Below are 24558 nucleotides of genomic sequence, written 5' to 3'. Positions count from 1 at the left end.
CTTTACGAGGCACAATGTCTCGAAAAGGAGGAAGTCGTGACCGAACGAGTCGCGATCGTGGGCGGGACGTCGGGCATCGGCCTGGCGACCGCCCAGTGGCTGGTGGACTCCGGGCGCGAAGTGGTGGTGACCGGCCGGACCCTCGACGCGCGTGACGCCGGCGCGCTGCGGGAGTTCTTCGGGGACCTCGGCGAGGTCGACCACGTCGTCGTGACGGTGACCGGGGCGCCGGGCACCCGGCCGTTCGCCGAGATGACCGAGGACTACCTGCGCGAGGGCGTCGACGGCAAGCTGCTGCCGCACACCCTCACCGCGCAGGCCGCGCTGAAAGCGCTTCACCGCGGGGGCTCGCTGACGTTCGTCACGGCCGCCTCGGCGGGCGCGGCACTGCCGACGACGGCCGCGCTCGCCGCCGTCAACGCGGGGATCGAGGCGATGGTCCCGGTACTGGCCGCGGAACTCGCGCCGGTGCGCGTCAACGCGGTGTCACCGGGTGTGATCGACACCGGCTGGTGGGACTTCCTCGGCGAAAACCGCGAGGAGGTCCTGTCGGGCATGGCGGCGGGCACGCCGGTGGGCCGGGTCGGGCGGCCCGAGGACATCGCCGCCGCCATCGGTTTCCTGGTGGACAACACCTTCACGACGGGGATCGTGGTGCGGGTCGACGGGGGCGCCCGGCTGGTCTCCGGTACCTGATCTCCCCGATTCCGCCCGGCTCGCCGCCGCCGACCCCCTATGCTGCAAGGCGCACCCCCGACAGCCCCGGGCGTGCCCGAACCACCGGGAGAGCAGCCGGCGATGAGCCAACCTCCACCGGGCCACTGGCCACCGCCGCCGCAGTGGGGCCCGTACCCGCCGCGGCCACCGGCCCCTCGGAAGAAGCACACCGGCGCGATCGTCGCCGGTGTGCTGGCGGGCGTGGTCGTGCTGACCGTGACGCTGGTGGTGGCGCTGACGGCCGGTTCGTCCGGCTCCAGCACCGCCGCCTCGTCGAACACGATCCCGTCGCTGTCGATCACCTCCAGCGCTTCGAGTTCGTCCCGCACGGCCACGTCGCGCCGGCCGACGTCCTCGTCGTCGAGCCCGGTGAGCACGCCGAGCAGGCCCGCCTCGACCGGGCCGCGCAAGGTGCTCGCGCTCGCCGACCACCCGCTGCTGACGAACCCGGACGCCGGGCTGGCGAACGCGCCGTGCGCCGTGCCGGGGTGGCCCAGCAGTCCCGCCGCCGCGCAGGCGTTCTTCACCGCCGCGGAGCAGTGCCTCAACGACCGCTGGGGTGAGCTGCTGACGGCGATGAACCTGCCGTTCCACCCGCCGCAGCTGGAGTTCCCGACCGGCGCCAGCTTCACCAGCGAGTGCGGCACGATCGACGTCGGCGTGACCACGGCGGCGTACTACTGCAAGGACCACCTGTACGTGCCCTACCGCGGGCTGCAGACCGACCAGTACGGCAACAAGCCCGGCGTGTACCTCGCGTTGTTCGCGCACGAGTACGGCCACCACGTGCAGGAGCTCGTCGGCCTGATGGACGCGGCGTGGGACGTGATCTACCGCGAGGGCCAGGACAGCCCGGCGGGGCTGGAGATGTCCCGCCGCAAGGAACTGCAGGCGCAGTGCTTCTCCGGGATGTTCCTGGGCTCGACGGCCAACCGCGGCGGCAGCGTGACGCAGCAGGTGTTCGACACGGCGTGGAACGACCAGGAAACCCGCGGTGACAACACTTCCGGCAGCCGTGACCACGGCACGAACGCGCACTACGCGGCGTGGTGGCGCAAGGGCGCGCAGAGCGACCGGCTCGCGCAGTGCAACACCTTCGCGGCCCCGTCGAGCGAAGTCAGCTGACAGCCGGGAACCCCGCCAAACCACCCTCCAGCAGCGCGGCCGCGCGCCGGACCTCCCCGGTCACCTCCGCGACCGCGTCCTCCACCGGCCGCCCGGGGCGCACGTGCGTGCGCAGCGCACGGAACTGCACCCGCCACAACCCCAGCAACGCCGCGGCCGCCACCTGCGGCTCGGGATCTTCCGCCCGCAGACCCGCCCGCGCCGCGAGCACCTCGGCGGCGACGTCGGCGAAGCGGTCGGCAGCGTCGTTCTGGTACGCCCGCAGTGACGGGGTTTCCCGCAGCAGGTCCCCGAACCTGCGGTAACCGGCCAGCGCCCGCTCGTCCGCGGCCAGGCTCGTGGTGAGCTCCCGCAGCTCCTCCGCCAGCACCCGCAGCATCGCCTCGACCGGCGGCAGCGCGGGGTCCGCCAGGTGCGTGCGGAGCGCGTCGGCCGTGGCCTCCAGCCGGTCCAGGACCAGCGCTTCCTTCGTCGGGAAGTAGTTGAACACCGTCTTCTCGGACACCCCGCACGCTTCGGCGACGTCGGCGACGCGCACGGAGTCGAAGCCCCGTTCGAGGAACAGCCGCGTGGCGGTGTCGGACAGCTGCCGGCGCATGGCGCGCTTCTTGCGCTCGCGCAGCCCCTCCGTCTTCACGCGCTCAAACTACTACAGCCACTCGATTTCTTCTGCTACTGTATTTTTTCAGCAACTGAAAGGAAGCTCATGGCCGAGATACAGATCGTCCGCGACTACCCGCACTCGCCCGCGAAGGTCTGGCGCGCGCTGACCGACCCGGACCTCATCCCCCGCTGGACGTCGACGGGCAAGGGCGCGCGCCCCGTGGGGTTCGAGCCGGTCGTCGGAAAGCGCTTCCAGTTCGTCGCGAAGCCGATGCTGGGCTGGCGCGGCATCGTCGACTGCGAGGTGCTGGAGGTCAGGGAGCGGGAGCTGCTGCGCTACACGTGGGTCGGCGGCCAGGGCGAGGCACCAAGCTACGTCCGGTACCAGCTCGAACCGACGCCCGGGGGCACCCGCTTCACCTACTCCCACACGGGTTTTCGCGGGGTCGGCGGGTTCGCGATGGCCAAGCTGCTCGGCTCGGTCCGCAGGAAGATGCTCACCGTCGGGATGCCCGCCCTGCTCGCCGAGCTGGACGAGGCATGAGTCACCACTGCTGCGGCCGCGCCGCCCGGTTGCGCCGCTCCGCCAGCACGGCCATCAGGTACGCCCACACCGGCGTACCCGGCGGGACCGGCGCGCCGATGCGGGCCGAGACCTCCTGCGCGAGCTGGTACCCCAGGTGTTCCCGCGCCTCTTCGCGCAGGGACTGGTAGCGCCCGAGGTACTGCCGGATCGCGAGCGCGAGGTCGTCGGTCAGCCCGGACAGGTCCAGCTGCGCCGCCCAAGCGGCGAGCGGCGGCGGCATCGTGATGCTCGGCTCGACGGCCTTGGGCGCGTGCTCCAGCACCACCACGGTCCCGGCCAGGAAATCGCCCACCCGCTTGGACTTCTCCGACACCAGCGACACCACGAGCGCCACCGCGCCCCACACGAACGCGGGCCCGAAGTCGACGATCGCCCCCGCCAGACCACGGGTGAGGGCGTGCCGGAAGCGGATCGGGCCGCCGTCGTCCCGCACCACGCGCAGCCCGAAGGCCGCCTTCCCCGGCGTCCGCCCGCGCGTGAGCGTCTCGAACAGCACCGGGTAGCCGACGCGCACGAGCACCAGCAACGACAGCAGGATCGCGGAAGCGGACGCCCCGTCCTGCGGTCCGGCCCAGATCACGATCAGCAGGCCGACGACGATGACGGCCAGCTGGATGACCACGTCGATCGCGAAGGCGAGCCCGCGGCTGGCCAGCCCCGCCAGGCGCAGCTCGAGGACGACGGCGTCGCCGGTGACCAGATCGGGTTCGGGGTGCACCGGGCAACTGTAGTCTGAGCCGCGTGGACGTCGATCTGTTCGTCGCGGCCCATCGCGCCGAATGGGACCGGCTGGCCGAGCTGCTCGACCGCCGCCGCCTGCGTGGCGCCGAGGCGGACGAGCTGATCACGCTGTACCAGCGCACGGCGACGCACCTGTCGGTCGTGCGCTCCTCGGCCCCCGACCCCGCACTGCTGTCCCGGCTCTCGACGCTCGTGACGCGCGCCCGGTCCGCCGTCACCGGCACGCACAACCCGGCGTGGCGCGAGGTGGGGTTGTTCTTCGCGCAGCGCTTCCCCGCCGCCGTGTACCGCGGCCGCCGCTGGTGGCTGTCCACGGCACTCGTGACGATCGTGGTGAGCGGGCTGCTGGCGGCGTGGGTCGCCACCGACTCCGGCGTGCGGGCGAGCATCGCGGCACCCGAGCAGATCCGGCAGCTGACCCAGCCGGGCGGCCAGTTCGAGACGTACTACTCGGCCAACCCGGCGGGTTCGTTCGCCGCGCAGGTGTGGACGAACAACGCATGGGTGGCGGCGATCTGCCTGTTCTTCGGGGTGCTGCTGGGCGTGCCGGTGCTGCTCGCGCTGTGGGCCAACGCCGCGAACGTCGGCGTGAGCGCCGGGCTGATGAGCGCGGCCGGGCGGCTCGACGTCTTCTTCGGCCTGATCACCCCGCACGGGCTGCTGGAGCTGACCGCGGTGTTCGTCGCGGCGGGCACCGGGCTGCGGCTGGGCTGGGCGGTGATCAACCCCGGCCCGCACAGCCGCGGGGTGGCGCTCGCGCGCGAGGGCAGGGCGACCGCGGCGATGGCGCTGGGGCTCGCGTGCGTGCTGCTGGTGTCCGGCGTGATCGAGGCGTTCGTGACGCCGTCCGGGTTGCCGACGTGGGCCAGGATCGGCATCGGCGCCCTGGCGGAGATCGCGTTCCTGACGTACGTGTTCGTGCTGGGCAGACGGGCCGCACAGACGGGCGTGACCGGTGATGTGGACGCCCGGTACGGCGGTGACGTGCGGCCCGAGGCGGGCTGAGCGACACACCTCGGCGGGCTGGCCCGGCTCCGGGCGGTGGCGTCGTAGGGTGGCGCGATGGGGAAGCGGCTGGCACTGACTCTGTCCGAGGACACGCACGCCCAGATCGAGGCCCTCGCCGCGGAAGCGGGCGTGCCGGTGCAGGACTGGCTCGTCGCCGCGGTGGAGCGGGAGGCGTTCCGCCAGCTGTGCGAGCAGACCGACGCGTGGTGGCGGGCCCACCCCGAACTCGCGCGTGCCGAGATCGCCGCGTACTCGCGGCGGCAGTCCGAAAGTCGCCGTGGGTCCTCGGCCGCGTAAGGGCGAGCTCTGGACCGTCGCGGGGCCGGACCGCCGGCGGGTGCTGGTCTACAGCGGGGACATGTTCAACGACCTCGACGCCGTGCCGTACGTGATCACGATGGATGTCGTCGAGACCCCGGACCCGCTGACCGTGACCACGCCCGAGGGGCTGCACATCTCGTACACGCGGCTCGACCACGTGCCGAAGACAGCGCTTTCGCAGCGGTTCGGGACGATTTCCGCCGAACTGCTGCAGACGGTGAATACCCGGCTGTTCATGGTGCTGACGACTTCTTGACGGTTTTGGTCTGGACCACTTACCCTGAAGTGCCACGGAGGTGGTCGACATGGGCAGGTGGAAGACCCGGATCGGACTCTGCACGGCGGCGCTGGTGGCCGCGCTCGGCTTCACGGTTCCCGCGCAGGCGGCGGTGACGCCGCCGGGATCGGCGCCGTACCTCGACATCACGGCGAGCACACCGTCCCTTGTGGACATGGCGAACGCCACGGGGCAGAAGACGGCGACGCTGGCGTTCGTGCTGGCGGACAGCACCGGCTGCAACCCGTCGTGGGGCGGCGTGATCCCGCTGGACGACTCGCGGATCCTGAACGACATCAAGGCCTTCCAGGCGATGGGCGGGAAGGTGATCGTCGCGACGGGCGGCGCCGCGGGGCCGTACCTGGAGTACACGTGTGGTTCGGCCGCCGCGCTCACCGGCGCGTACCGGAAGATCCTCGACACGGTGGGGACGAACAGCCTGGACGTGGACGTCGAAGCGACGATCCCGCAGGACACGGTCAATGCCGCGCTGAAGACCATCCAGAGCGAGCGCGGCACCACGATCAGCTACACGATGCGCGTGCAGGGCGACGACTACGGGATGGACCCGTACTCGGTGCAGGTGCTGCAGAGCGCGGCGGCCCACGGCGTGGACGTGCTGGTGAACCCGATGACGATGGAATTCGGCACGAGCCGCGCCGACTGGGGTGACGCCGTGATCGCGGCGGCGCAGAGCACGCTGGGGCAGCTGAAGCAGATCTGGCCGGGCATGTCGGACGCGGACCTGAAGCGGCACCTGGGCGTGACGCCGATGATCGGGCGGAACTACAACGGCAAGATCTTCCAGCCCGACGACGCGACGCAACTGGTGCAGTGGGCGAACGCGAACCACATCGGGCGGCTCGCGTTTTGGTCCGTCGGCCGCGACAACGGTTCCTGCCCGGGCGGCGGGGTTTCGCCGACGTGCAGCAGCATTTCCCAGTCGCAGTACCAGTTCACGAAGACGTTCGCCGGATTCACGGGGTGATCGTCCGGTGGCCCGTCACCTCGGCGCGGGGGTGGCGGGTCACCGGTGTTTTCAGGGGCTGGCGGCTGCTTTCGGTGCGCCTCACAACCTCCTGGCGGCCTTCACGCCATCCCGACGGCCACCGTGCCAAGTACCGGAGCGCGAGCACGGGCGATAGCGCGCACCGCCCCCGCAGCCCCGCCTCACAACCGCCCAGCGGCCTTCAACGCCAGGTACCGGTCCGCGAGCGCGGGCGGTAGCGCGTCCGGCTCGGCGTCTACCACCTCGACCCCCTTGCGCCGCAACAAACCCTCCGCGTGCCGGCGCTCCGCGAGCGTGCGTTCCGCGGCCGCCGCCTCGTACACCGCCTCCGCGCTTCCCCTGCCCCGCGCCATTTCCGCCACCCGCGGGTCCGCCACCGACGCCACCAGCAACCGGTGCCGCGCGGTCAACGACGGCAGCACCGGCAACAGCCCCTCCTCCAGCGGCGCGGCATCCAACCCCGTCAGCAGCACCACCAGCGACCGGTGCGGGGTCCGCCGCAGCACTTCGCCGACCAGCCCGCGCGCATCGGTCTCCACCAGCGACGGTTCCAGCAGCGCCAAGGCGTTCACCAGCGCAGGCACCGACGCACCCCGCACCGACGTCCGCACTTGCCGGTCGTACGCCAGCAGGTCCACCCGGTCCCCCGCGCGCGAAGCCAGCGTCGCCAGCAGCAGTGCCGCCTCCAGCATCGCGTCCAGCCTCGGTTCGTCGCCGACGCGGCCCGCCGACGTGCGGCCCGTGTCCAGCACCAGCAGCACGTGCCGGTCGCGTTCGGGCCGCCACGTCCGCACCATCACGTCCCGCGCCCGGGCCGTCGCGCGCCAGTCGATCGAGCGCACGTCGTCGCCGATGACGTACTCCCGCAACGAGTCGAACTCCGTGCCCGCCCCGCGCACCAGCGCCGCCTGGCGCCCGTCGAGCTGCTGCAACCGCGTCAGCCGCGCGGGCAGGTGCCGTCGGCTGTGGAACGGCGGCAACACGCGCACCACCCACGGCACCCGGTGCGAACCCTGCCGCGCCGCGATGCCCAGCGGGCCGACCGAGCGCACCGTCACGCGGAACGCCTGCCGCTCCCCGCGCCGCGTCGGCCGCAGCTCCACCGCCACCGTGCGCCGCTCGCCGGGCGGCACCAGCACCGGCACCCGGTCCCGCACGACGCCCGCGCTCGGCGGCCACGCGTCCCGCACCTGACCCCGCACCCGGCGCCTGCCGGGGTTCGTGATCGTCAGCCGCACCTCGGCGGGCTCCCCCAGCCGCGTCGACGTGTCGCCGTCACGCGTGAACACCAAGCCCCGCACGCCACCGGCGAGCAGCAGGTCGACCACGATCAGCAGCAGGACCACGGCGGCCACCGCGACCACCCCGGTCCACGACGGCGCCGCCAGCGCCACCACGACCGCCCCGATCGCGGCCAGCACCCCGGCCCGCGCGGTGATCGCCATCAGCGGGGCACGGGCACGGCCGCGAGCACGCGGTCGAGCACGCCGTCCGCCGTGCCGCCCTCGAGTTCGGCCTCCGGCCGCAGGTCCAGCCGGTGCCGCAAAGCGGGGCGCGCCAAGGACTTCACGTCGTCCGGCGTCGCGTAGTCACGGCCGGCCAGCCACGCCCACGCCCGCGTCGCGGCCAGCAACGCCGTGGCACCACGGGGCGAGACGCCCAGCCGCACCGAAGGCGTGGACCGCGTCGCCCGGCACAGGTCCACGATGTACCCCAGCACCTGCGGGTGGACCGAGACCGCCGCGACCCCTTCCCGCGCGGCGGCCAGCTGCGCCGGGCCCGCGACCGGGCGGACGCCCGCCGCCGCGAGGTCACGCGGGTCGAAACCCTGTGCGTGCCGGGAAAGGATGCCAATCTCGTCGTCGCGGGACGGCGTCGGCACGGTGAGCTTGAGCAGGAACCGGTCCAGCTGCGCCTCCGGCAGCGGGTACGTGCCCTCGTACTCCACCGGGTTCTGCGTGGCGATCACGATGAACGGGTCCGGCAGCGGCCGCGGCCGCCCCTCGACCGACACCTGCCGCTCCTCCATCGCCTCCAGCAACGCGGACTGCGTCTTGGGCGGGGTGCGGTTGATCTCGTCGGCGAGCAGCAGGTTCGTGAACACCGGCCCTTCGCGGAAGGTGAACTCGCCGGAGTCGTAGACGATCGAGCCGGTGACGTCGCCCGGCATCAGGTCCGGCGTGAACTGGATGCGCGTGCTGTCCAGGTCGAGCGCGGTGGCCAGCGCCCGCACCAGCAGCGTCTTCGCCACGCCGGGCACGCCCTCCAGCAGCACGTGCCCTCGGCACAACAACGCGATGATCAACCCGGTGACGGCGGCGTCGTTGCCGACCACCGCTTTGCCGACCTCGGCCCGCAGCGCGAGCAGCGCCTGCCGGGCGTCCACGGCCGCCTCAGTGGTCAAGATCCTCGTACCTCTCTTTCCAACCGGTCCAGCTCGTCGGCGAGGCGGACCAGCGACGCGTCGTCCTCCGGTGCCGGACCGTACAACAGGGGCGCGGCATCGCGGCCGGTCCTGGCCGAGATCGCGCTGAGCACGGCGGCGGGTTCGGCTCCCGCACCGAGCCCGAGTTCCGGGAGCAGCCGGTCGATCGTGGCCTGCCGGAGCAGTCCGGCGGCGTGCGCGGCGGAACCCGATCGCCGGTACAGCCTCGCGCGGCCCTCGGTCGTTTCGGCCGAGCGCACCACGACGGGCAGTGGTTCGGCGACGACCGGACCGAGCCGCCGCGCCCGCCACAAGGCGAGGAACACGGCCGCGACGCCGAGCTGGATCGCGCCGAACAGCCAGCTCCGCGGCAGCAGGTCGAGCAGCGGGCGCTGGGTGACCCCGGCCGCGGGGTCGCCCGGCGACGGCAGGTACCAGACCAGCGTGGCGTGCCGGCCGAGCAGGCGCATCGACAGCGCGGCGTCGCCCTGGTCGCCGAGCCGTTCGTTCGTCAGCGGGGTGCCATCGCCGAGGAGCGTCGTACTGCCGGTGAGCTGCAGCAGCGAGCCGCCGTAGCAGGGGCGTCCCCGGCCGTGTGCCTCGTATTCGAGCCCGCCGAGCACCGCGTCGCCCGCCGCGACGGCGACCGCGATCGTGCAGTCGGGCGAACGCACGGACGGGTCTTCCTGGCCCTTCACGACGACGCCGGGCAACAGCAGGTCGAGCACGTCCTGCCCGGCGCCGACGAACACGGCGTCCGCCGCCGAACCACGCAGACGCGCGAGCAGGGCGGGTTCGACCAGACTCGGATCGGTGACCAGCAGGGTGGCCTCCGCGTTCGCGCCCAGCGCTTCCCGCGTGTCGTCCACCGTGTGCGTGGTGACGATGCGGACGCCCTGACCCTCCAGCAGTTTCGCCAGTGCACGCGAGCCACCGGGGTCGGCGGAACCGGGGTCGAGCGCGCCGTGGGTGCCGGTGTCGCGGGCGAGCGTGAGCACGACCGCGCCGAGCACGAGCACGACGGCGATGAACAGCGGGGCCCGTGCGGCCCGCCAGATGCGGCGGGCATCGGGGGAAACCGAGGTCACGCGGGCACTCCCGGTCGCTCACGCCGGACCCGTTCGTCGAGCGCCGCCAGCCGCGCGTGGTCCTCGGCGCTCGCCGCGCGCTCGCCGTAGTGCACGTCGTCGAACAGCCGGGCCGCGACCGCGAGTTCGTCGCGGACGCCGGGGAGCCACCGCCCGGCGTCGCGGGCGGCTTCGTCCGCGGTGCGCCCGGAAAGCGCTTCCAGCACGCCGCGCTCCTCCAGTCCGCGCACCAGCGCGCGGAAGCGTTCCCGCACCGCCACGCCGAAATCCCCGGCCGCGGCGGCCTGGTCCGCCGCCTGCCGGTGGTCGGCCGCGGTGCGGGACCGGTCCTCGAACACCAGCCCCGGCGCGCGCACGTTCCGTGCGACCTTGCCGACGCGCAGCCGCACCACGACCGCGACCAGCACCAGCACGGCCAGCAGGACGAGCAGCCCGAGCGGACCGCCCGGCACCGCCGTCGACGCCGCTTCGAACAGGTCGGAGAGGCGCTCGGCGAGCCACCGCAGCACGCGTTCGACCAGGCCGGGGTCGTTCACGTGGTACTCGGGCCCGGACAGCTCCGCCTCGGCGGCGCGCTGCGCCGCGTCCCGGTCGATCGTGACCGGGACGTCCGCGGGCAGCGGCAGGATCACTGCGCGGTACCGGCCGAGCGCGCGAGCTGGATGTCCATCCCCTCCTTGCGCATCCGCTGGTCGATGTAGAGCAGCGCGGTCGCGGCGGCCGTGAACGGCCCGACGATCGTCTCCGCGATGACGCCGCCGAGCGACGCGAGCAGCTGCGAGCCGACGGACTGGTTGGCCAGGTCGCTCGCGTTGCTGCTCAGCCCGAGGCCGACGCCGAACGGGATCTCGATGATCGTGCTGATCAGCCAGGAGGCGATCACGGTGAGCAGCAGCACGCCGAACACGCGCCACCACGTCCCGGACACCAGCCGCCGCGACCGGCTCATCGCCTGCCCGACCCCGCTGCGCTCCAGCACGAGCGCGGGCGCGGCGAGGCTCAGCAGCGTCCACAGCCAGATGCCGGGGATGACCAGGAAGATCGACGCGATGAACACGATGATCGTGACCAGCACGGTCAGCCCGAGCAGGGGCAGCAGGCGCGGCCGCAGCTCGGCCATCGCCTCGCCGAAGGTGACCGGGCGGCCGAGCACGGCCCTGCCCACGACAACCGTGATGAACCCGGCGAGGAACGTGCGGACGAGCAGCGAGACCACGATCGACAGGCCGAGCGAGGCGCCGAGCTGGCCCAGCGTCTCCCGCAGCCAGCGCAGCTGCTCCTCCTGGGTGGCGGCGGGGCCGAGCTGGGAGGCGTCGGGCAGGTCGCCGAGCACGCTGTAGGTGATGACGAAGTTCAGCGCGCCCGCGACCACCGCGACGACGGCCGAGACGCCGAACACCAGCGCGGGGTGGCGGCGCATCGTGCGCACGGCCCCGTCGAGGATCTCGCCGACCGACAGCGGCCGCAGGGGGATGACGCCCGGTTTGCCGTAGCCGCCACCGGGCCGCTGCTGCGGTGGGGGCGGGGGCATCGGCGGCAGGTCGTTGCGCGGCTGGTCGGGGTTGGTCCAGCCCCCGGTCTCACTCATCGAGCCTCTCTCCCAGTCTCTGCGGTCACGCGCCCACTCTCGCAGAGCGGGGGCCCGCCGACCACGCCGGGCGCGCGGGTCTTTCCGAGTCGTGATCTGGGGCCGGTGACTATGCTTGCGCGCGATGACGCACTCGCCGCCGCGCCCTTCCCCGGGTGCCCCACGTCCGGGCCGACGGCACCGGCGCAAGAAGCGGTCCTCCGGACCGCTGGTGGCGTTCACGCTCAGCGCGGTCGCCGTGTTGCTGGCCGGGCTCGTGGTGTTCGTCGTGGTGACCCGCACGGGTGATTCCGGCACGGCTTCGAGTGGCGCGCCGGCGTCGGCCACGTCGGTCAACAACGGCAACGCCGGGGCGGGTGCGTCCGCCGGGGAGAAGGTGCTGGCGCTCGCCGACCACCCGATACTGCAGGACCCGGACGCGGGGTTGCAGAACATCGTGTGCCGGCTGCCGGAGTGGCACAGCGACGAGGCGTCGGTCGAGGCGTTCTTCACGGCGGCGGACGAGTGCCTGAACGAGGCGTGGGGCCCGTTCCTGGAGGCCTACCACCTGCCGTTCCTGCCGCCCGCGCTGCACTTCCCGACGGGTTCGAGCTTCGAGACGGCGTGCGGCACGATCGGGGTCGGCGTGGCGACGGCGGCCTACTACTGCGACAACAACCTGTACGTGCCCTACCGCGGGCTGCAGATCGAGCAGTACGGCGACAACCCGGGCGTGTACCTGGCGTTGATCGCGCACGAGTACGGCCACCACGTGCAGGAGGTGGCCGGGATCATGGACGCGGTGTGGCAGCGGATCTACGCCGTCGGGCAGCAGAGCCCCCAGGGGCTGGAGCTGTCGCGGCGCAAGGAGCTGCAGGCGCAGTGCTTCTCGGGGATGTTCCTGGGCGCGGTGGTCGACCGCGGCGGCTCGCTGACGCGGGAGATGTACGCGAAGGCCTGGCGAGACCAGGACACGCGGGGCGACAACACGTCGGGCAGCCACGACCACGGGACGAACGCGCACTACGCGGCCTGGTGGCGCAAGGGCGCGCAGTTCAACCGCATCGCGCAGTGCAACACCTTCTCGACACCCGCGTCCGAGGTGTCTTGAGTTAGCTGCCGCGTGACCGCGGGACGTGGGGGCGGCGGTCGCTGCTCGCGCTGGCACGGGCGGCCGGGCAGCGGTTGCTGCATGACCGCAGCACGTGGGGCGGCACGTGGGGGCGGCGGTGCTGCTCGCGCTGGCACGGGCGGCCGGGCAACGGTTGCCGCGTGACCGCGGCACGTGGGGCTCGGCTCGTCGTCGCGGCGCTGTTCTGCAAGGCGCTGCCGTTCGCGTTGTTCAGCTGTGGTCGCTGCTCGTCGGCCTCGGCAGCGGGCCGAGGTTGTCGCCGGTGCGGCTCGCCGGGCTGCCGCTCGGGGCGGCGCGCTGGTGCTCGGAAAACCGCTCACGCCCCGCGTCCTCGCCGGGATGTGCTCGTGGGCGTCGGTCTGACGCGGGTTCAGGCCGCGACCGGCGTGGCCGTCGTGCGGCGGGAACCGCGCTGCACGAGGAACGCGTAGGCACCCCCGCCGAGGCAGCTCAACGCCAGCAGCGCCAGGCCGACCGGGCGGCGCAGGTCGCTGTGCCCGGCCACCACGTCGGCCAGGTGCACCTGCACGGTGCCGGTGCCGAGGTCGGCGGGCACGGTGATCTCGACGCGGTCGCCGCGGTCGTGGCCGCAGGCGTCGAGCGAGCCGGTGTGCTTACCACCGCCGGCCTCGAACTGGACGGTCTCGGTCGGGTTCGGCGCGGTGCACTCGGCCGGGGTCGTCACGGTCGCCGCGACGACCGTCCCCCCGCCGGTCGCGGGCGAGCCGAACAGGCCGGGCCCGCTCCACCACACGAGCACGACGATCGCGATACCCACGAGGGCCGGGATCAGCAGGCCCGACCAGCGGAGCCGGGACGAGGTCATGCCCCGCCCCGTGCGGAAGGCGGGCGGGAACCCTGGGAGCACTGCACGAAGGCCATGGTTCCAGAGAAATCCCGGGAAGCACAGGGAGAGCGGTGTGGCCCCCGTCTATCACTCGTTGTGGTCAGCGGGCGTCACTTTCCGCACATACAGCAGCCTGTCCCCCGGTTCGATGGCGTCCACCTGCGGGGAGTCGACGCGGTAGAGCTGGCCGTCGCGGACCACGCCCAGCACGATGTCACTCAGATGCCGGGGCGAGCCTCCCTCTTCCGAGGGTTCGACGACACGCTCCGCGATCGCCAGCCCGGACTCGGGGGTGAGCAGGTCCTCGACCATGTCGACCACGACGGGTGTCGAGGTGGCCATCCCGAGCAGCCTGCCCGCGGTCTCGCTGGACACCACGACCTGGTTAGCGCCGGACTGCTTGAGCAGGTGCACGTTCTCCGCCTCGCGCACAGACGCCACGATGTGGGCCTTCGGCGCCAGCTCCCGCGCGGTGAGCGTGGCCAGCACGGCCGAGTCGTCGCGGTTCGTGGCGACCACCACCGCCCTGGCCCGCTGCACGCCCGCGACGCGCAGCACGTCCGACCGCGTCGCGGAGCCGTGCACCGTGACGAGGCCGAGCGCGCCGGCCGCGTCCAGCGCCTGCTGGTCGGTGTCCACGACGACGATCCGGCTCGGCTCGACGTTCTCGTCGCCGAGCAGGGTCTTGACCGCCGAGCGGCCCTTCGTGCCGAAGCCGACGACCACCACGTGGTCCCGCACCTTGGACCTCCACTTCTGGATCCGGAACGCCTGCCGCGACCGTTCGGTGAGCACTTCCAGTGTCGTTCCGACCAGCACGATGAGGAACAGCACCCGCAGCGGGGTGACGACGAGGACGTTGATCAGCCGCGCGCCCGCGGTCACCGGCGTGATGTCGCCGTAGCCGGTGGTCGACAGCGAGACGGTCGCGTAGTAGAAGCTGTCCAAAAGGGACAGGCCATCGCCGTTGACGTCGCGGTAGCCGTCCCGTCCGAGGTAGACGATGAACACCGCCGCGACGAGCGCGAGCAGTGCGTAGACGATGCGCCGCGCGATCGACCGGATCGGGCTGACCGACGGCTCCGGCATCCTGATGACGCCGACGAGCGAGTGGTCAGCTCGGACTGGGGCACGCACGCCGCGGATCGTATGGGATGCCCCGACCCGCCGCCACCGTCATCGGTCGATCATCACGACCGGTTTTCGTCGCGGGCGCGGCTCCCGCAGCCCCGCGCGCGTTCGTCGCCTTCCGCGATGGCGGCCGTGGTTTCGACGCGTTCCAGTCGTCCGTCCGCGCGGCGGCGCTCGACCACGACAGCCGGGTTCGCCAGCCACGCGGGGTTTTCCGGCCCGCGGCGCCCCATCGCCCCACGACGACCGGCGCGGGGTCGTCGCTCAGGTCGCCCAGCGGCACCGTGTGCTTCCGGCCGGACTTCGCGCCGGTCGTGGCATCGACACGGCTCACTCCTCCGGCACGCTGCGCAACAGGTCCCGCAGCCCCTCGGCGTCCAGCAGGTCCACCGGGCGCAGGGTGACATCGTCGCGCACGTAGTGGAACGCCGCACGCACCTTGTCCAGGGGCGTGCCCGACAGGGAAGCCCACGCGAGCCGGTACGCCGCCAGCTGCACTGAAAGCGCCTTCAGCCGCGCCGGTTCGGGCACCGCGCCGGTCTTCCAGTCGACGACCGTCCAGCCGCCGTCGGGATCGGCGAACACCGCGTCCATCCGGCCCCGCACCAGCACACCGTCGATCTCCGTGGAGAACGGCACCTCGACCTCGTGCGGCGTCCGCACCGCCCAGCCGCTCGCCTCGAACGCTGCCCGCAGCTCGTCGAGCGCTTCGTCGGGGGCGGCACCCTCGTCCGCCGCGCCGGGCAGGTCCTCCAGCTCCAGCAAGCGCTCTCCCGCGAACCGCCGTTCGAGCCAGCCGTGGAAAGCGGTGCCCCGGCGGGCAAAGGTGTTGGGCGGCACGGGCAACGGCCGCCGCAGCCGCCGCGCCAGCCCGCCCGGATCGCCCGCCAGCTCCACGAGCTGGCTCACCGACAGCTGCCCCGGCAGCGCGACCTCCTCGCCCGCGCTCGCCGCCGCGGCCCGTTCCGCGAGCAGCACGTCGGTGTCGGCGATCCAGCCGTCCGGGTCGTCCTCCTCCTCGACGGTCTCCCCGGCCGCCATCGCGGCGAGCACCAGTTCGGCGCCCTCGGCCACCTCGTTCCGCCGCCCGCCCAGCGGATCCACCGGCCACCGCGCCGTGCGTGACTGCGTGACCAGCGGGTTCTCCTCGTCCTCCGCCGGTTCGTCGGCCCACACCGCACGCCTGCCGACGCCCATCTCCGCGATCTCGGTCAGGAAGTCCGACGGGCCCTTCGGCCGCGAGCTGGTCTCGTTCCACCAGTGCCCGGACACCAGCAGCGCGTGCTCGGAGCGGGTCAGCGCGACGTAGCACAGCCGCCGTTCCTCGTCGGCCTCCCGCTCGACGAAGCTCTGCTCGTGGATCTCGAACGCTTCGCTGATCTCCTTGCGGTCCATGCCCGAGGACACCGCCAGTTTCGGCAGGTCCTGCGCGTCACCCCGCAGCTGCGCGGGCAAGGACGTGACCGTGCGCAGCCACGAGGAGGAGCGGCGCTTGTTGGGGAACACGTCCTTCGACAGGTGCGGCACGGCGACCACCTGCCACTCCAGCCCCTTCGCCGAGTGCGCGGTCAGCACCTGCACGCGGTCGGGCAGCACCTCGACCTCGCCGGGCGTCAGCCCGTCCTCGGCGTGCGCGGCGGTCATCAGGTAGTCCACAAAGGACATCAGTGTGGCGTCCGGTGAGGTCTCGGCGAAATCCGCCACCACGTCGGCGAAGGCGTCCAGGTGCGCGCGCCCCGCGCCGCCCGGCCGCGCCAGCGATTCGACGTCGAGCAGCATCGTGCGCTCCACGTCCGCCACCAGCTCGGGCAGTGACTGGTCCAGCCGGCGCCGCAACCCGGACAGCTCGGCCGCGATCTTCCGGATGCGCTCGTAACCCTCCGGCGAGTAGCTGGCCGGGTCACCGGGGTCGTCCAGCGCGTCCACGAGCCCGGTCTGCTCCGCGCGTTCGACGAACAACTCGTCCACTGTGGATTCGGCTGTCGGCGGCGGGGCGGCGATCTCGTTGGCGCGCCGCCACAACGCCGCGAGGTCCGACGCGGACAGGCGCCACCGGGCACCGGTCAGCAGCCGCGCGGCGGCGGTGCCGGCGAGCGGATCGGCCAGCACCCGCAGGGTGGCCACGAGGTCGGCGACCTCGGGCTCGTCGAGCAACCCGCCCAGGCCCACGACCTCGACCGGCAGCCCGCGGGCCCGCAGTTCCGCGGCGATCGGCGCCATGTCGGCACGCCGTCGCACCAACACCGCCGCCGTGGGCGGGCTGCCGTTCGCGTCGAGGTGGGCGTACCAGCGCTGGGCCACCGCGTCGGCGACCCACTCGCGTTCGACGCGGATGTCGGTCAGCAGCGCGTACTCGATGTCCGCCGGGCCCGCACCATCCCTGGCCCGCAGCCGTTCCACGCCGAGCCCGCGCGCCCGCAGCGGTTCGGCCATCCCGTTGGCGAGCGTGAGCACCTCGGGTGGGTTGCGGAAGCTGGTGAGCAGCCCGTACTCCCGCGCGGGCGCGAGGCGATCGCCGTCGCGGCGGGGGAAGTCCGTGGTGAACCGGGGCAGGTTCGCCGCGCTCGCGCCGCGCCAGCCGTAGATCGCCTGCGCCGGGTCGCCCACCGCGGTCACCGGCAGAGGCGGAGGAGGGGGTGGGCCCCCGCCAGGGGGCTGGTTTCGATACAGCTCGACACCGCCGAACAGCGCCCTCAGGAGCACTCTCTGAGCGTGCCCGGTGTCCTGGTACTCGTCGAGCAGCACGGCGCCGTAACGGTCGCGCTCCCCGCGCGCGACCTCCGGGTGATCGCTCGCGAGCTGCGCGGCCAGCGACATCTGGTCGGCGAAGTCCAGCGCGCCCTCCGCGCGCTTGCGGCGGTGGTAGCTCTCGATGAGCGGGATCAGGGACAGCCGGAACCGTTGCGCGGCCGCGATTTCCGCCAGCGCCTTGGGCAACGCGGCCCGCTGCCCCTTCGCCCGCGGCGCTGTCTCGATCAGCTCACACAGCCAGGTGCTGTAGTCGGCGAGCTGCTGCTCGGTGACCAGGTGCTCGCCGAGCTCCCCCGCGAGCGCGAGCAGCTGCGCGGTCACGGACGCGGGCACGCGATCGGTGTCCAAGTCACCGTCCCAAGTGGACACAACACGGTGCGCGAGCTGCCACGACGACGTCTCCGACAGCAGCCGCACCCCGGGCTGCACCGGCAACCGCAGACCGTGCTCGGACAGCAACCGCCCGGCGTACGCGTGGTAAGTCAGCACCGTCGGCTCGCCCGCGACCACCGCCGCACGCAGACCGCCGCCGGGATCGACGCGGTCCAGCAGCCCCGAACCGGCGAGCCTCCGCAGCCGTGCCCGCACGCGTTCGGCCAGCTGACGCGCCGCTTTGCGGGTGAAGGTGAGGCCCAGCACGCGTTCCGGCGTCACGACGCCGTTGGCCACCAGCCACACGACCCGCGCGGCCATCGTCTCGGTCTTGCCCGCGCCGGCGCCGGCGACGACGAGCGCGGGCTCGATCGGGGCGGCGATCACGGCGGCCTGCTCGGGCGTGGGCGGGTGCAGGCCGAGCGCGGCCGCCAGCTCGGCCGGGCTGACGTGCGTCATCCGCCGGTCACCTGCCGCCCCTCCGGCCGCAGGGGGCACGATCCCTTGGCCGGGCAACGGTCGCAGTCGATGTTCTCGTTCGCCTGGTACTCCGGGCCGGTGGCCGAAGTGGCAACCTCGCGGACGAGTTCGAGCCAGCGCTTGCCGCTGTCCTCGTCCAGCGGAGGCTGCTCGCGCTGCGTCGCGCCGGTCTTGTTGTGGGACTTGGCGAGGTAGACCAGCCGCGCGCCGCCCGGCTGCTTGCCCTCGCCGAAAGCGCCCAGCAGCACGGAAAGCTGGTACGCGGCCAGCTGCGGGTGCAGTTCGGCGTCGTTCGCGCTGACCGGTGTCTTGCCGGTCTTGAGGTCGACGATGACGGGACGGCCGTCCTTGTCGGACTCCAGGCGGTCGATCCGCCCGCGCAGCCGGACGAGCATGCCGTCCTCGCCCATCGGCACCTCGACCTCGATGTCCTGCTCCACGCCGAGCTGCACCAGCTCCTGACGGCTGGTTTCCAGCCAGGACAGGAAGTTGCGCACCATCTGCTCCACGCGGTTGCGCTCGCGGCGGGAGAACCACGGGGCACCGGCGTCCACCTTCGCCCAGGCCTCGTCGAGCGCCTGCCGCAGGCCCTGGTCGTCCAGCCCGCTCGCGGCCGCCTGCGCGAGCCCGTGCACGAGCGTGCCGGTGATCGCCGCGAGCTGCGCCGGGTCGCTCCCGCCGTGCCGCTCGATCAGCCATCGCAGCGGGCACTTGACCAGGGTGTCCACAGTAGACGGCGAGATGCGGACGACGTCACCCGTGCCGTACAACGGATCCTCGGACGAGACGTCGGCGACGCCGTACCACGAACCGGGATGGGCGCCTGGCACCCCGGCCTCCGCGAGCCGGGCGAGCTGACGGGCGGCGCGGGCTCGGCGCTCGGGTTCGGTTTTGGCGTCACACACCGCGTTGCGCAGCTCACCCACCAGCTCCGCCAGCACGAGCGAGCGACCCGGCGGCTTCATGCGCGAGTCGGTCCCAGACTCGTCCGCGTTGTTGGGCTCGATGTCGTCCAGGAACCGCGACGGCTGCTCGTCCTCACCCGCCACGGCACTGACGAGCAGGGTGTGGCGCGCACGGCTCGCAGCGACGTAGAACAACCGGCGCTCCTCGGCGAGGATCGGCGCTGTCGCCGAAACCCCATCACCGTCCACACCGGACAGCAGGTCGACGAGCCGTTCCACACCCAGCAGCGATCCCCGCAGGCGCAGGTCCGGCCAGCTGCCCTCCTGCACCCCGGCGACGGCCACGACCGTCCACTCGCGACCGGCGGCGCCGTGTGCGGTGAGCATCGAGACGCCTTCGCCGCGGGCCGCGACGGGCGCGAGGCTGTCCCCGGCGATGTTCTGCGACGACAGGTAGTCCGCGAAGGCCGCCACCCCGGCCTTGGGCAGCCGGTCGGTGTAGCGGCCGGCGGCGTGGAACAACGCCACGATCGCGTCGAGGTCGCGATCGGCCTGCGAGCCCAGCGTGCCACCCCGCGCGGACTGCCGCACCAGCCGCTGCTGCAGCCCGCTCTCCCGCCACAGCTCCCACAGCACCTGCTCGACGGGCGCACCCCGCCGGATCGCCGTCGCGGTCACGTGCAGCAGACCGCCGACGCGCTGGATCGGCGCGGCCTCGGCGGCGGCGAGGCCCGTGAGCTTGTCGTTGTCCCGCAACACTTCCAGCAGCAGTTCGTCACTGGAGCGCTGTCCGCCCGCGGCCAGTTCCAGCCGCCTCAGCCCGCGGCGCATGCGGCGCAGCGCGAGCGGGTCGGCGCCGCCGAGCGACGACGACAGCAGCATTTCGGCGGTGTCGACGTCCAGCGTCTCCGGATCGGCCGCGACGCGCAGGATCGCCAGCAGCGGTCGCACCGCGGGCTGCTTGGCGAGCGGCAGCTCCTCCGCCGCAGACGCGATCGGCACGCCCGCCGCCCGCAAAGCCCGTTGCAGCACGGGAAAAGACCGGCCGGGCGAGCGCACCAGCACCGCCATCTCCGACCACGGCACGCCGTCGGTCAGGTGCGCGCGGCGCAGCTGGTCGGCGATCCAGCTCGCCTCCGCCGACGGTGTCGGCAGCAGCCGCACCTTCACCGCGCCCCGGCTGCGGGGCCTGGGATTCGTGATGCGGTGCGCGTTCGCGCCGGGGAGCGTGCGGGCCAGCCGCGTCACGGCGTTGTGCACCTCGAAGCTCATCCGGTGCGCGTGACCGAGGACGATCGTGCGTTCCCCGTCGTCCGCGTCCGCGAGCAGCGCCGGATCCGCACCACGGAAGGAGAACACGGCCTGGTCCGGGTCACCGGCCACGACGAAGTCCTCCGCCGCCGAGCCGAGCAGCCGCAGCAGCCGGAACTGCAGGTGGTCCAGGTGCTGCGCGTCGTCGACGAACACGTGCCGGATCCGCGCCTGCTCGCGCGTGAGGAGATCGGGATCGCCCTCCATCTCGACGAGGGCGTTCGCCACCAGCTCCGCCGCGTCGAGCGCGGGCGCGCCGCCGGCGCTCGACAGGATGGTGACCTCCTCGTACTGGCGCCAGAACACGCCCGCCGCCACCCACTGCGGCCGGTCGGTGCGGCGGCCGAGCTTCACGAGGTCGTCCGGGCCGAGCCCGCGTTCGGCGGCGCGCAGGATCAGGTCGCGCAGCTCCTCGGCGAACCCGGGCACGGCCAGCGCGGGACGCAGTTGCTCCGGCCAGTCCGGCGCGCCCTGCTCCAGGTCGCCGGCGAGCAGCTCACGCACGACGACGTCCTGTTCCGGACTGGACAGCAGCCGCGGCGGCGGGACGTCCTGCGCGCCTGCCTGCAGGCGCAGCAACGCGAACGCGTAGGAGTGCACGGTGCGGACGATGGGTTCACGGATCGTGCGGCCGTCGGCACCGGTCGTGACGCGGCGCGTGATGTCGGCGCGCAGCGCGTCGGCGGCGCGGCGTGACGTGGTCAGCACCAGCAGGCTTTCCGGATCGGTCCCGGCGTCGATGCGGCTCGCGACGGTGCTGGCGAGCAGGGACGTCTTGCCGGTGCCCGGGCCGCCCAGCACCCGCACGAACCCGCGGGGGTTCCGGATGAGCGCTTCGGCGTCCGGTTCCCAGGTGTGCGGGTGCGGCGCTTCGACGGGCCTGCGGACCAGCCGCGCCCGCCGTGCTGCCGAACCGCGCACGTTCATGGGTGCAAGGGAATCATGTCCGGTGGGTGCCCCCGTGCAGCGGCACGCGGGTAGGTTCGATTCCGTGGACGAGCAGCTGCACGAGCGGGTGCGTGACGTGATCGCGTCGGTCCCGCCGGGGCGGGTCGCGACGTACGGCGACATCGCGGCGATCGCGGGCGCGTCCACCCCTCGTCTGGTCGGCCGGGTGCTGCGGGAGGACGGGCACGACCTGCCGTGGCACCGGATCCTGCGTGCCGACGGCACCCCGGCGCCGCACCTCGCGCACCGGCAGCTGGAGCTGCTGCGGGCGGAGGGCGTGCTCGCGGACGGGCAGAAGGTCGACCTCCGGGCGTACCGCTGGCGCGTGTGAGCGGGGCTACCCTTTTCCCGCATGAGTGTTTAGGTTAGCCTTCCCTTCGTGGCGGTCTTCTGCGAGATCCAGGTGGCGCGGGTGCGCCGGCTCAGCCCGCACATGGCGCGGATCAGCTTCACCGGCGAGGGCCTGCGCGGGCTGACCGCGACGTGCCCGGACGCCTACGTGAAGCTGTTCTTCCCGCTGGCGGGCCAGGAGCGCCCGGAGCTGCCGGACATGCTGTGCGACTCGTGGTACCAGAACTACCTGGGCATGCCGGAGGAGATCAGGCCGCCGATCCGCACGTACACCGTGCGCGCGCACCGGGGTACGGAGCTGGACATCGACTTCGTGCTGCACGGCGACACCGGCCCGGCGAGCCGCTGGGCGCTGAGCGCGCGGCCGGGGCAGACGATCGCGCTGCTCGGCACGGGCGGGCTGCACACGGTCCCCGCGGGCACGGACTACCAGCTCCTCATCGGTGACGAGACCGCACTGCCCGCGATCGGCGCGATCCTGGAGCGGCTTTCGCCGGGAGCGGTGGCGCACGCGTACATCGAGGTGCCGAGCCCCGCCGAGCAGCAGCGGTTCACCACGCTCGGGAACGTCGAGGTGCACTGGCTGCACCGGGGCGCGCAGGCGCACGGCCAGGCGGTGCTGAACGCGGTCCGCATGGCGCGGCTCCCCGAAGGGACCCCTTACGGCTGGATCTCGGGCGAGGCGGGCATGGTCAAGTTCGCGCGGCGGCACCTCGTGAACGACCGCGGGATCGCGAAGAGCAACATCACCTTCACGGGCTACTGGTGCCGCGGCGCCACCCACGACCAGCTGGTCTGATCCGGGGCAGGTGTTGCGCCGGGGCTGATCTCGGGGGGCACGGGTTTCGCCGGGATGTCGCCGCGGGCGGTCGGGGCAGTGACCCGCGCGGACCATCGGCCGCCGGGGCTCCGGGACGTGTGGCGAGAAGCCACGCGCCACCGCGACCGCCTCCCGCCACGACAGCTGCCAGCCGCCCAGCGTGGCCCCTCCAAAGCCGCCGCAATCCGCCCCGCGGCCCCGCCACCGCGCGGCCCGCGCACCCCAGCCGTCAGGAGCCCAGCTCCGCCACCAGCAGCTTCACCAGCGCGCCGAGCCGTTGCCGCTCGGGCTGGAGCGTCGGGACCCCGGCCTCCGTCAGCGGCGCCGCCGTCACCGGGCCGACGCACGCGCACACGACGTCTCCCCGGAGCGCGGCCAGCAGCGCGTCGTACGCACCCCGCTGCCGGGCCAGCGCCAGCAGGTTCGCCGTCGCCGGGGCGCTCGTGAACGCCAGCGCCTGCACCTGCCGCTCCAGCACCCCGTCGAGCAACCGGTGCGCCGGCGCCAGATCCGCCGGCCACTCCCACCGGTATGGCTGCACCTCGATCAGCCGGGCACCGGCCTCCCGCAGTGCCGCCGTGTGCTCGGGCAGCGGCGAACCGTGCAGCTGCACCGCCACCCGCTTGCCCGCGAGATCCTCCCCGAGCAGGTGCGCGAACAGCTGCCGGTTGCTCTCCTCGGGCGCCGACCACTCCTCGGTCAGCCCGCGCCCCCGCACCGCGCCCTTGCCCTTCGGCCCGCGCGTGAAGATCCGCGCCCGCCCCAGCCGCTCCAGCAGCCGCTCCGACACACCCCAGCCGTCGGCCGCCTCCAGCCAGCCGCGGAACCCGGCGCCCGTCGTGACCGCCAGGACGTCGAGCTCCCCGGACAGCACCTCGTCCGTCGCGGCGCGGAGGCGGTCGTCGTCGGGCAGGGGCACGATGTGGATCATCGGCGCGTGCCGGACCGTGGCGCCGTTGCGTTCGAGCGCACTGATGAACTCCTCGGCGCGCCGTTCGGCGGTCACCCCGATCGTCACGCCGCTGAGGTCACCCATAGTTCACCGCCATCCGCTCGATCGCGGCGACGACCTCGGCTCTGAGGTCGGCGGGTTCGAGCACCTGCAACTCCGGCCCGAAGCGCAACAACTCGCCGAGCGCCGGAGCACCCGGTTCCACCGGCAACTCCACTCGCAACCACCCGTCCTCGTCCGGTTCGTCCCGGCACTCGCGCAACGCGCGCGCACCGACGGCTCCCAGGTAGAAAGGTACGAGGTCCTGCCCCAGTCGCGACAGCCGCACCACTGCCTTCCTCGGGTACAGCCGCTTTTCGAACTGCTCACCCCACTCGCGCCAGTACGCCGCGAGGTCGAAATCGGACGGTCGCTCGAACCGCTCCCCCACCACCGGATCGGCGATGCGCGAGACCCGGTACGTGCGGACGCTGTCCCCGGACCGCGCCGCGAGGTACCAGTTGCCCGCCTTCAGCACGAGCCCGAGCGGTTCCAGCACGCGGTCCACCTCGGTGCGGTCCCAGCGCCGGTACCGCGTGCTGATCCGCCGCCCCTCCCACACCGCCCGCGCGATCTCGGCGAGCTGCGGCAGGCTTTCGATGCCGCGGAACCACCCGGGCACGTCGAGCAGGAACCGCTCCGCGACCTGCCCGGCCCGCTCCCGCAGCTCCCGCGGCAGCGCGGCGTACAGCTTCAGCTGCGCCGCGGCGAGCACCGTGCCCAGGCCGAGTTCCGCGGCGGCGCCGGGCAGTCCGGCCAGCGAAAGCGATTGCGCCTCTTCCTCCGTCAGGCCCGTCAGCCGCGTGCGGTACCCGTCGACCAGCTGGTACCCGCCCGTCCGCCCCCGGTCCGCGTACACCGGCACCCCGGCGGCCGACAACGCCTCGACGTCCCGGTACACCGTGCGCACCGAGACCTCCAGCTCCGCCGCCAGTTCCTCGGCCGTCATCCGGCCGCGGTTCTGCAACAGCAGCAGCACCGACAGCAACCTGCTCGCCCGCATGGTTCCCATTCTCGCGGAAAGACTGACAGAAGATGTCAGGTATGAGCGC

The 24558-nt window shown here is 73.0% G+C and carries 24 protein-coding genes; 10 read left to right on the top strand and 14 right to left on the bottom strand.

Annotated elements, in window-relative coordinates; translation table 11 throughout:
- Positions 1-36 precede the first annotated feature (36 nt).
- The gene (locus tag BMZ92_RS24610) at positions 37-696 is read left to right on the top strand and encodes an SDR family oxidoreductase (protein WP_091511927.1); all 660 of its coding nucleotides are present in this window, start codon (positions 37-39) and stop codon (positions 694-696) included.
- A gap of 102 nt (positions 697-798) precedes the next feature.
- Positions 799-1842: a neutral zinc metallopeptidase gene (locus BMZ92_RS24605; RefSeq protein ID WP_091511926.1), complete on the top strand. Its 1044-nt coding sequence runs from the start codon at positions 799-801 to the stop codon at positions 1840-1842.
- Here BMZ92_RS24605 and BMZ92_RS24600 read toward each other — a convergent pair.
- The gene (locus tag BMZ92_RS24600; RefSeq protein ID WP_342743519.1) at positions 1835-2479 is read right to left on the bottom strand and encodes a TetR family transcriptional regulator; all 645 of its coding nucleotides are present in this window, start codon (positions 2477-2479) and stop codon (positions 1835-1837) included. The genes BMZ92_RS24605 and BMZ92_RS24600 overlap by 8 nt on opposite strands.
- A gap of 69 nt (positions 2480-2548) precedes the next feature.
- On the opposite strand from BMZ92_RS24600, the gene BMZ92_RS24595 reads away from it, so the two are divergent.
- Positions 2549-2989: an SRPBCC family protein gene (locus tag BMZ92_RS24595; RefSeq protein WP_091511923.1), complete on the top strand. Its 441-nt coding sequence runs from the start codon at positions 2549-2551 to the stop codon at positions 2987-2989.
- Between the two features lies 1 nt (position 2990).
- On the opposite strand, the gene BMZ92_RS24590 is transcribed toward BMZ92_RS24595, so the two are convergent.
- The gene (locus tag BMZ92_RS24590; RefSeq protein ID WP_091511921.1) at positions 2991-3749 is read right to left on the bottom strand and encodes an RDD family protein; all 759 of its coding nucleotides are present in this window, start codon (positions 3747-3749) and stop codon (positions 2991-2993) included.
- Positions 3750-3772: 23 nt separating this feature from the next.
- On the opposite strand from BMZ92_RS24590, the gene BMZ92_RS24585 reads away from it, so the two are divergent.
- The 4 genes from BMZ92_RS24585 to BMZ92_RS24570 are packed head-to-tail and all read left to right on the top strand — an operon-like array spanning position 3773 to position 6366.
- Positions 3773-4777, top strand: a complete 1005-nt coding sequence (locus BMZ92_RS24585) for a stage II sporulation protein M (protein ID WP_091511919.1) — start codon at positions 3773-3775, stop codon at positions 4775-4777.
- A 57-nt stretch (positions 4778-4834) separates the two neighbouring features.
- A complete protein-coding gene (locus BMZ92_RS24580) occupies positions 4835-5077 on the top strand; it encodes a hypothetical protein (RefSeq protein ID WP_091511917.1) in 243 nt (80 codons plus the stop codon).
- A gap of 40 nt (positions 5078-5117) precedes the next feature.
- Positions 5118-5357, top strand: a complete 240-nt coding sequence (locus BMZ92_RS24575) for a hypothetical protein (protein ID WP_245783224.1) — start codon at positions 5118-5120, stop codon at positions 5355-5357.
- Between the two features lie 49 nt (positions 5358-5406).
- On the top strand, positions 5407-6366 hold the full coding sequence (locus BMZ92_RS24570) for a chitinase (RefSeq protein ID WP_245783223.1): 960 nt from the start codon (positions 5407-5409) through the stop codon (positions 6364-6366).
- Positions 6367-6548: 182 nt separating this feature from the next.
- Here BMZ92_RS24570 and BMZ92_RS24565 read toward each other — a convergent pair whose 3' ends face one another.
- The 5 genes from BMZ92_RS24565 to BMZ92_RS24545 are packed head-to-tail and all read right to left on the bottom strand — an operon-like array spanning position 6549 to position 11488.
- Positions 6549-7832, bottom strand: coding sequence for a DUF58 domain-containing protein (locus tag BMZ92_RS24565; RefSeq protein WP_091511913.1), 1284 nt, complete (start codon positions 7830-7832; stop codon positions 6549-6551).
- The gene (locus BMZ92_RS24560; RefSeq protein WP_091511911.1) at positions 7832-8791 is read right to left on the bottom strand and encodes an AAA family ATPase; all 960 of its coding nucleotides are present in this window, start codon (positions 8789-8791) and stop codon (positions 7832-7834) included. Before BMZ92_RS24560 ends, BMZ92_RS24565 begins: the two co-directional genes overlap by 1 nt.
- Positions 8788-9900, bottom strand: coding sequence for a DUF4350 domain-containing protein (locus BMZ92_RS24555; protein WP_091511908.1), 1113 nt, complete (start codon positions 9898-9900; stop codon positions 8788-8790). Before BMZ92_RS24555 ends, BMZ92_RS24560 begins: the two co-directional genes overlap by 4 nt.
- Positions 9897-10532, bottom strand: a complete 636-nt coding sequence (locus BMZ92_RS24550) for a DUF4129 domain-containing protein (RefSeq protein ID WP_091511907.1) — start codon at positions 10530-10532, stop codon at positions 9897-9899. Before BMZ92_RS24550 ends, BMZ92_RS24555 begins: the two co-directional genes overlap by 4 nt.
- Positions 10529-11488 carry a DUF7847 domain-containing protein gene (locus BMZ92_RS24545; protein ID WP_091511904.1) on the bottom strand — a complete coding sequence of 320 codons (960 nt, stop codon included), beginning with the start codon at positions 11486-11488 and terminating at the stop codon, positions 10529-10531. The genes BMZ92_RS24550 and BMZ92_RS24545 overlap by 4 nt, the downstream gene beginning before the upstream one ends.
- Before the next feature lie 124 nt (positions 11489-11612).
- On the opposite strand from BMZ92_RS24545, the gene BMZ92_RS24540 reads away from it, so the two are divergent.
- The gene (locus tag BMZ92_RS24540; protein WP_091511902.1) at positions 11613-12578 is read left to right on the top strand and encodes a neutral zinc metallopeptidase; all 966 of its coding nucleotides are present in this window, start codon (positions 11613-11615) and stop codon (positions 12576-12578) included.
- A 391-nt stretch (positions 12579-12969) separates the two neighbouring features.
- Here the strand turns inward: BMZ92_RS24540 and BMZ92_RS24530 are convergent, their stop codons facing one another.
- The 5 genes from BMZ92_RS24530 to BMZ92_RS24515 all read right to left on the bottom strand — a co-directional run bounded on the left by BMZ92_RS24530 (position 12970) and on the right by BMZ92_RS24515 (position 21323).
- Entirely contained in the window at positions 12970-13425 is a 456-nt protein-coding gene (locus BMZ92_RS24530; RefSeq protein WP_091512037.1) for a hypothetical protein, read from the bottom strand.
- A gap of 108 nt (positions 13426-13533) precedes the next feature.
- The gene (locus BMZ92_RS24525; RefSeq protein ID WP_245783232.1) at positions 13534-14535 is read right to left on the bottom strand and encodes a potassium channel family protein; all 1002 of its coding nucleotides are present in this window, start codon (positions 14533-14535) and stop codon (positions 13534-13536) included.
- A gap of 101 nt (positions 14536-14636) precedes the next feature.
- Positions 14637-14810: a hypothetical protein gene (locus tag BMZ92_RS37520; RefSeq protein WP_177228854.1), complete on the bottom strand. Its 174-nt coding sequence runs from the start codon at positions 14808-14810 to the stop codon at positions 14637-14639.
- 97 nt (positions 14811-14907) lie between these two features.
- Positions 14908-18159 (bottom strand): ATP-dependent helicase, encoded by a 3252-nt coding sequence (locus BMZ92_RS24520; protein WP_091511897.1) that lies wholly within the window; start codon positions 18157-18159, stop codon positions 14908-14910.
- On the bottom strand, positions 18156-21323 hold the full coding sequence (locus BMZ92_RS24515) for an ATP-dependent helicase (RefSeq protein WP_091511895.1): 3168 nt from the start codon (positions 21321-21323) through the stop codon (positions 18156-18158). The genes BMZ92_RS24520 and BMZ92_RS24515 overlap by 4 nt, the downstream gene beginning before the upstream one ends.
- A gap of 64 nt (positions 21324-21387) precedes the next feature.
- Here BMZ92_RS24515 and BMZ92_RS24510 point away from each other — a divergent pair, with 64 nt between their 5' ends.
- Positions 21388-21675 (top strand): MGMT family protein, encoded by a 288-nt coding sequence (locus BMZ92_RS24510; protein WP_177228853.1) that lies wholly within the window; start codon positions 21388-21390, stop codon positions 21673-21675.
- A 48-nt stretch (positions 21676-21723) separates the two neighbouring features.
- On the top strand, positions 21724-22494 hold the full coding sequence (locus BMZ92_RS24505; protein ID WP_245783222.1) for a siderophore-interacting protein: 771 nt from the start codon (positions 21724-21726) through the stop codon (positions 22492-22494).
- Positions 22495-22744: 250 nt separating this feature from the next.
- Here the strand turns inward: BMZ92_RS24505 and BMZ92_RS24500 are convergent, their stop codons facing one another.
- The gene (locus tag BMZ92_RS24500; RefSeq protein ID WP_091511891.1) at positions 22745-23551 is read right to left on the bottom strand and encodes a uroporphyrinogen-III synthase; all 807 of its coding nucleotides are present in this window, start codon (positions 23549-23551) and stop codon (positions 22745-22747) included.
- On the bottom strand, positions 23544-24509 hold the full coding sequence (locus BMZ92_RS24495; RefSeq protein ID WP_091511888.1) for a helix-turn-helix transcriptional regulator: 966 nt from the start codon (positions 24507-24509) through the stop codon (positions 23544-23546). The genes BMZ92_RS24500 and BMZ92_RS24495 overlap by 8 nt, the downstream gene beginning before the upstream one ends.
- Between the last annotated feature and the right edge of the window lie 49 nt (positions 24510-24558).

The organism is Amycolatopsis sacchari, assembly GCF_900114035.1.
In the GTDB taxonomy this organism is placed as follows: Bacteria; Actinomycetota; Actinomycetes; order Mycobacteriales; family Pseudonocardiaceae; genus Amycolatopsis_E; species Amycolatopsis_E sacchari.
Note: the sequence above shows the minus strand (reverse complement) of the source record. Positions and strands in the feature narration are given on the sequence as shown.

Excerpts from the sequence above, each read along its gene's own strand:
- BMZ92_RS24525 (WP_245783232.1), bottom strand. The coding sequence starts at position 14,535 with ATGCCGGAGCCGTCGGTCAGCCCGATCCGGTCGATCGCGCGGCGCATC.
- BMZ92_RS24545 (WP_091511904.1), bottom strand. The coding sequence starts at position 11,488 with ATGAGTGAGACCGGGGGCTGGACCAACCCCGACCAGCCGCGCAACGAC.
- BMZ92_RS24580 (WP_091511917.1), top strand. The coding sequence starts at position 4,835 with ATGGGGAAGCGGCTGGCACTGACTCTGTCCGAGGACACGCACGCCCAG.
- BMZ92_RS24520 (WP_091511897.1), bottom strand. The coding sequence starts at position 18,159 with ATGACGCACGTCAGCCCGGCCGAGCTGGCGGCCGCGCTCGGCCTGCAC.
- BMZ92_RS24495 (WP_091511888.1), bottom strand. The coding sequence starts at position 24,509 with ATGCGGGCGAGCAGGTTGCTGTCGGTGCTGCTGCTGTTGCAGAACCGC.
- BMZ92_RS24570 (WP_245783223.1), top strand. The coding sequence starts at position 5,407 with ATGGGCAGGTGGAAGACCCGGATCGGACTCTGCACGGCGGCGCTGGTG.
- BMZ92_RS24595 (WP_091511923.1), top strand. The coding sequence starts at position 2,549 with ATGGCCGAGATACAGATCGTCCGCGACTACCCGCACTCGCCCGCGAAG.
- BMZ92_RS24565 (WP_091511913.1), bottom strand. The coding sequence starts at position 7,832 with ATGGCGATCACCGCGCGGGCCGGGGTGCTGGCCGCGATCGGGGCGGTC.
- BMZ92_RS24530 (WP_091512037.1), bottom strand. The coding sequence starts at position 13,425 with ATGACCTCGTCCCGGCTCCGCTGGTCGGGCCTGCTGATCCCGGCCCTC.
- BMZ92_RS24515 (WP_091511895.1), bottom strand. The coding sequence starts at position 21,323 with ATGAACGTGCGCGGTTCGGCAGCACGGCGGGCGCGGCTGGTCCGCAGG.
- BMZ92_RS24540 (WP_091511902.1), top strand. The coding sequence starts at position 11,613 with ATGACGCACTCGCCGCCGCGCCCTTCCCCGGGTGCCCCACGTCCGGGC.
- BMZ92_RS37520 (WP_177228854.1), bottom strand. The coding sequence starts at position 14,810 with ATGGGGCGCCGCGGGCCGGAAAACCCCGCGTGGCTGGCGAACCCGGCT.
- BMZ92_RS24605 (WP_091511926.1), top strand. The coding sequence starts at position 799 with ATGAGCCAACCTCCACCGGGCCACTGGCCACCGCCGCCGCAGTGGGGC.
- BMZ92_RS24500 (WP_091511891.1), bottom strand. The coding sequence starts at position 23,551 with ATGGGTGACCTCAGCGGCGTGACGATCGGGGTGACCGCCGAACGGCGC.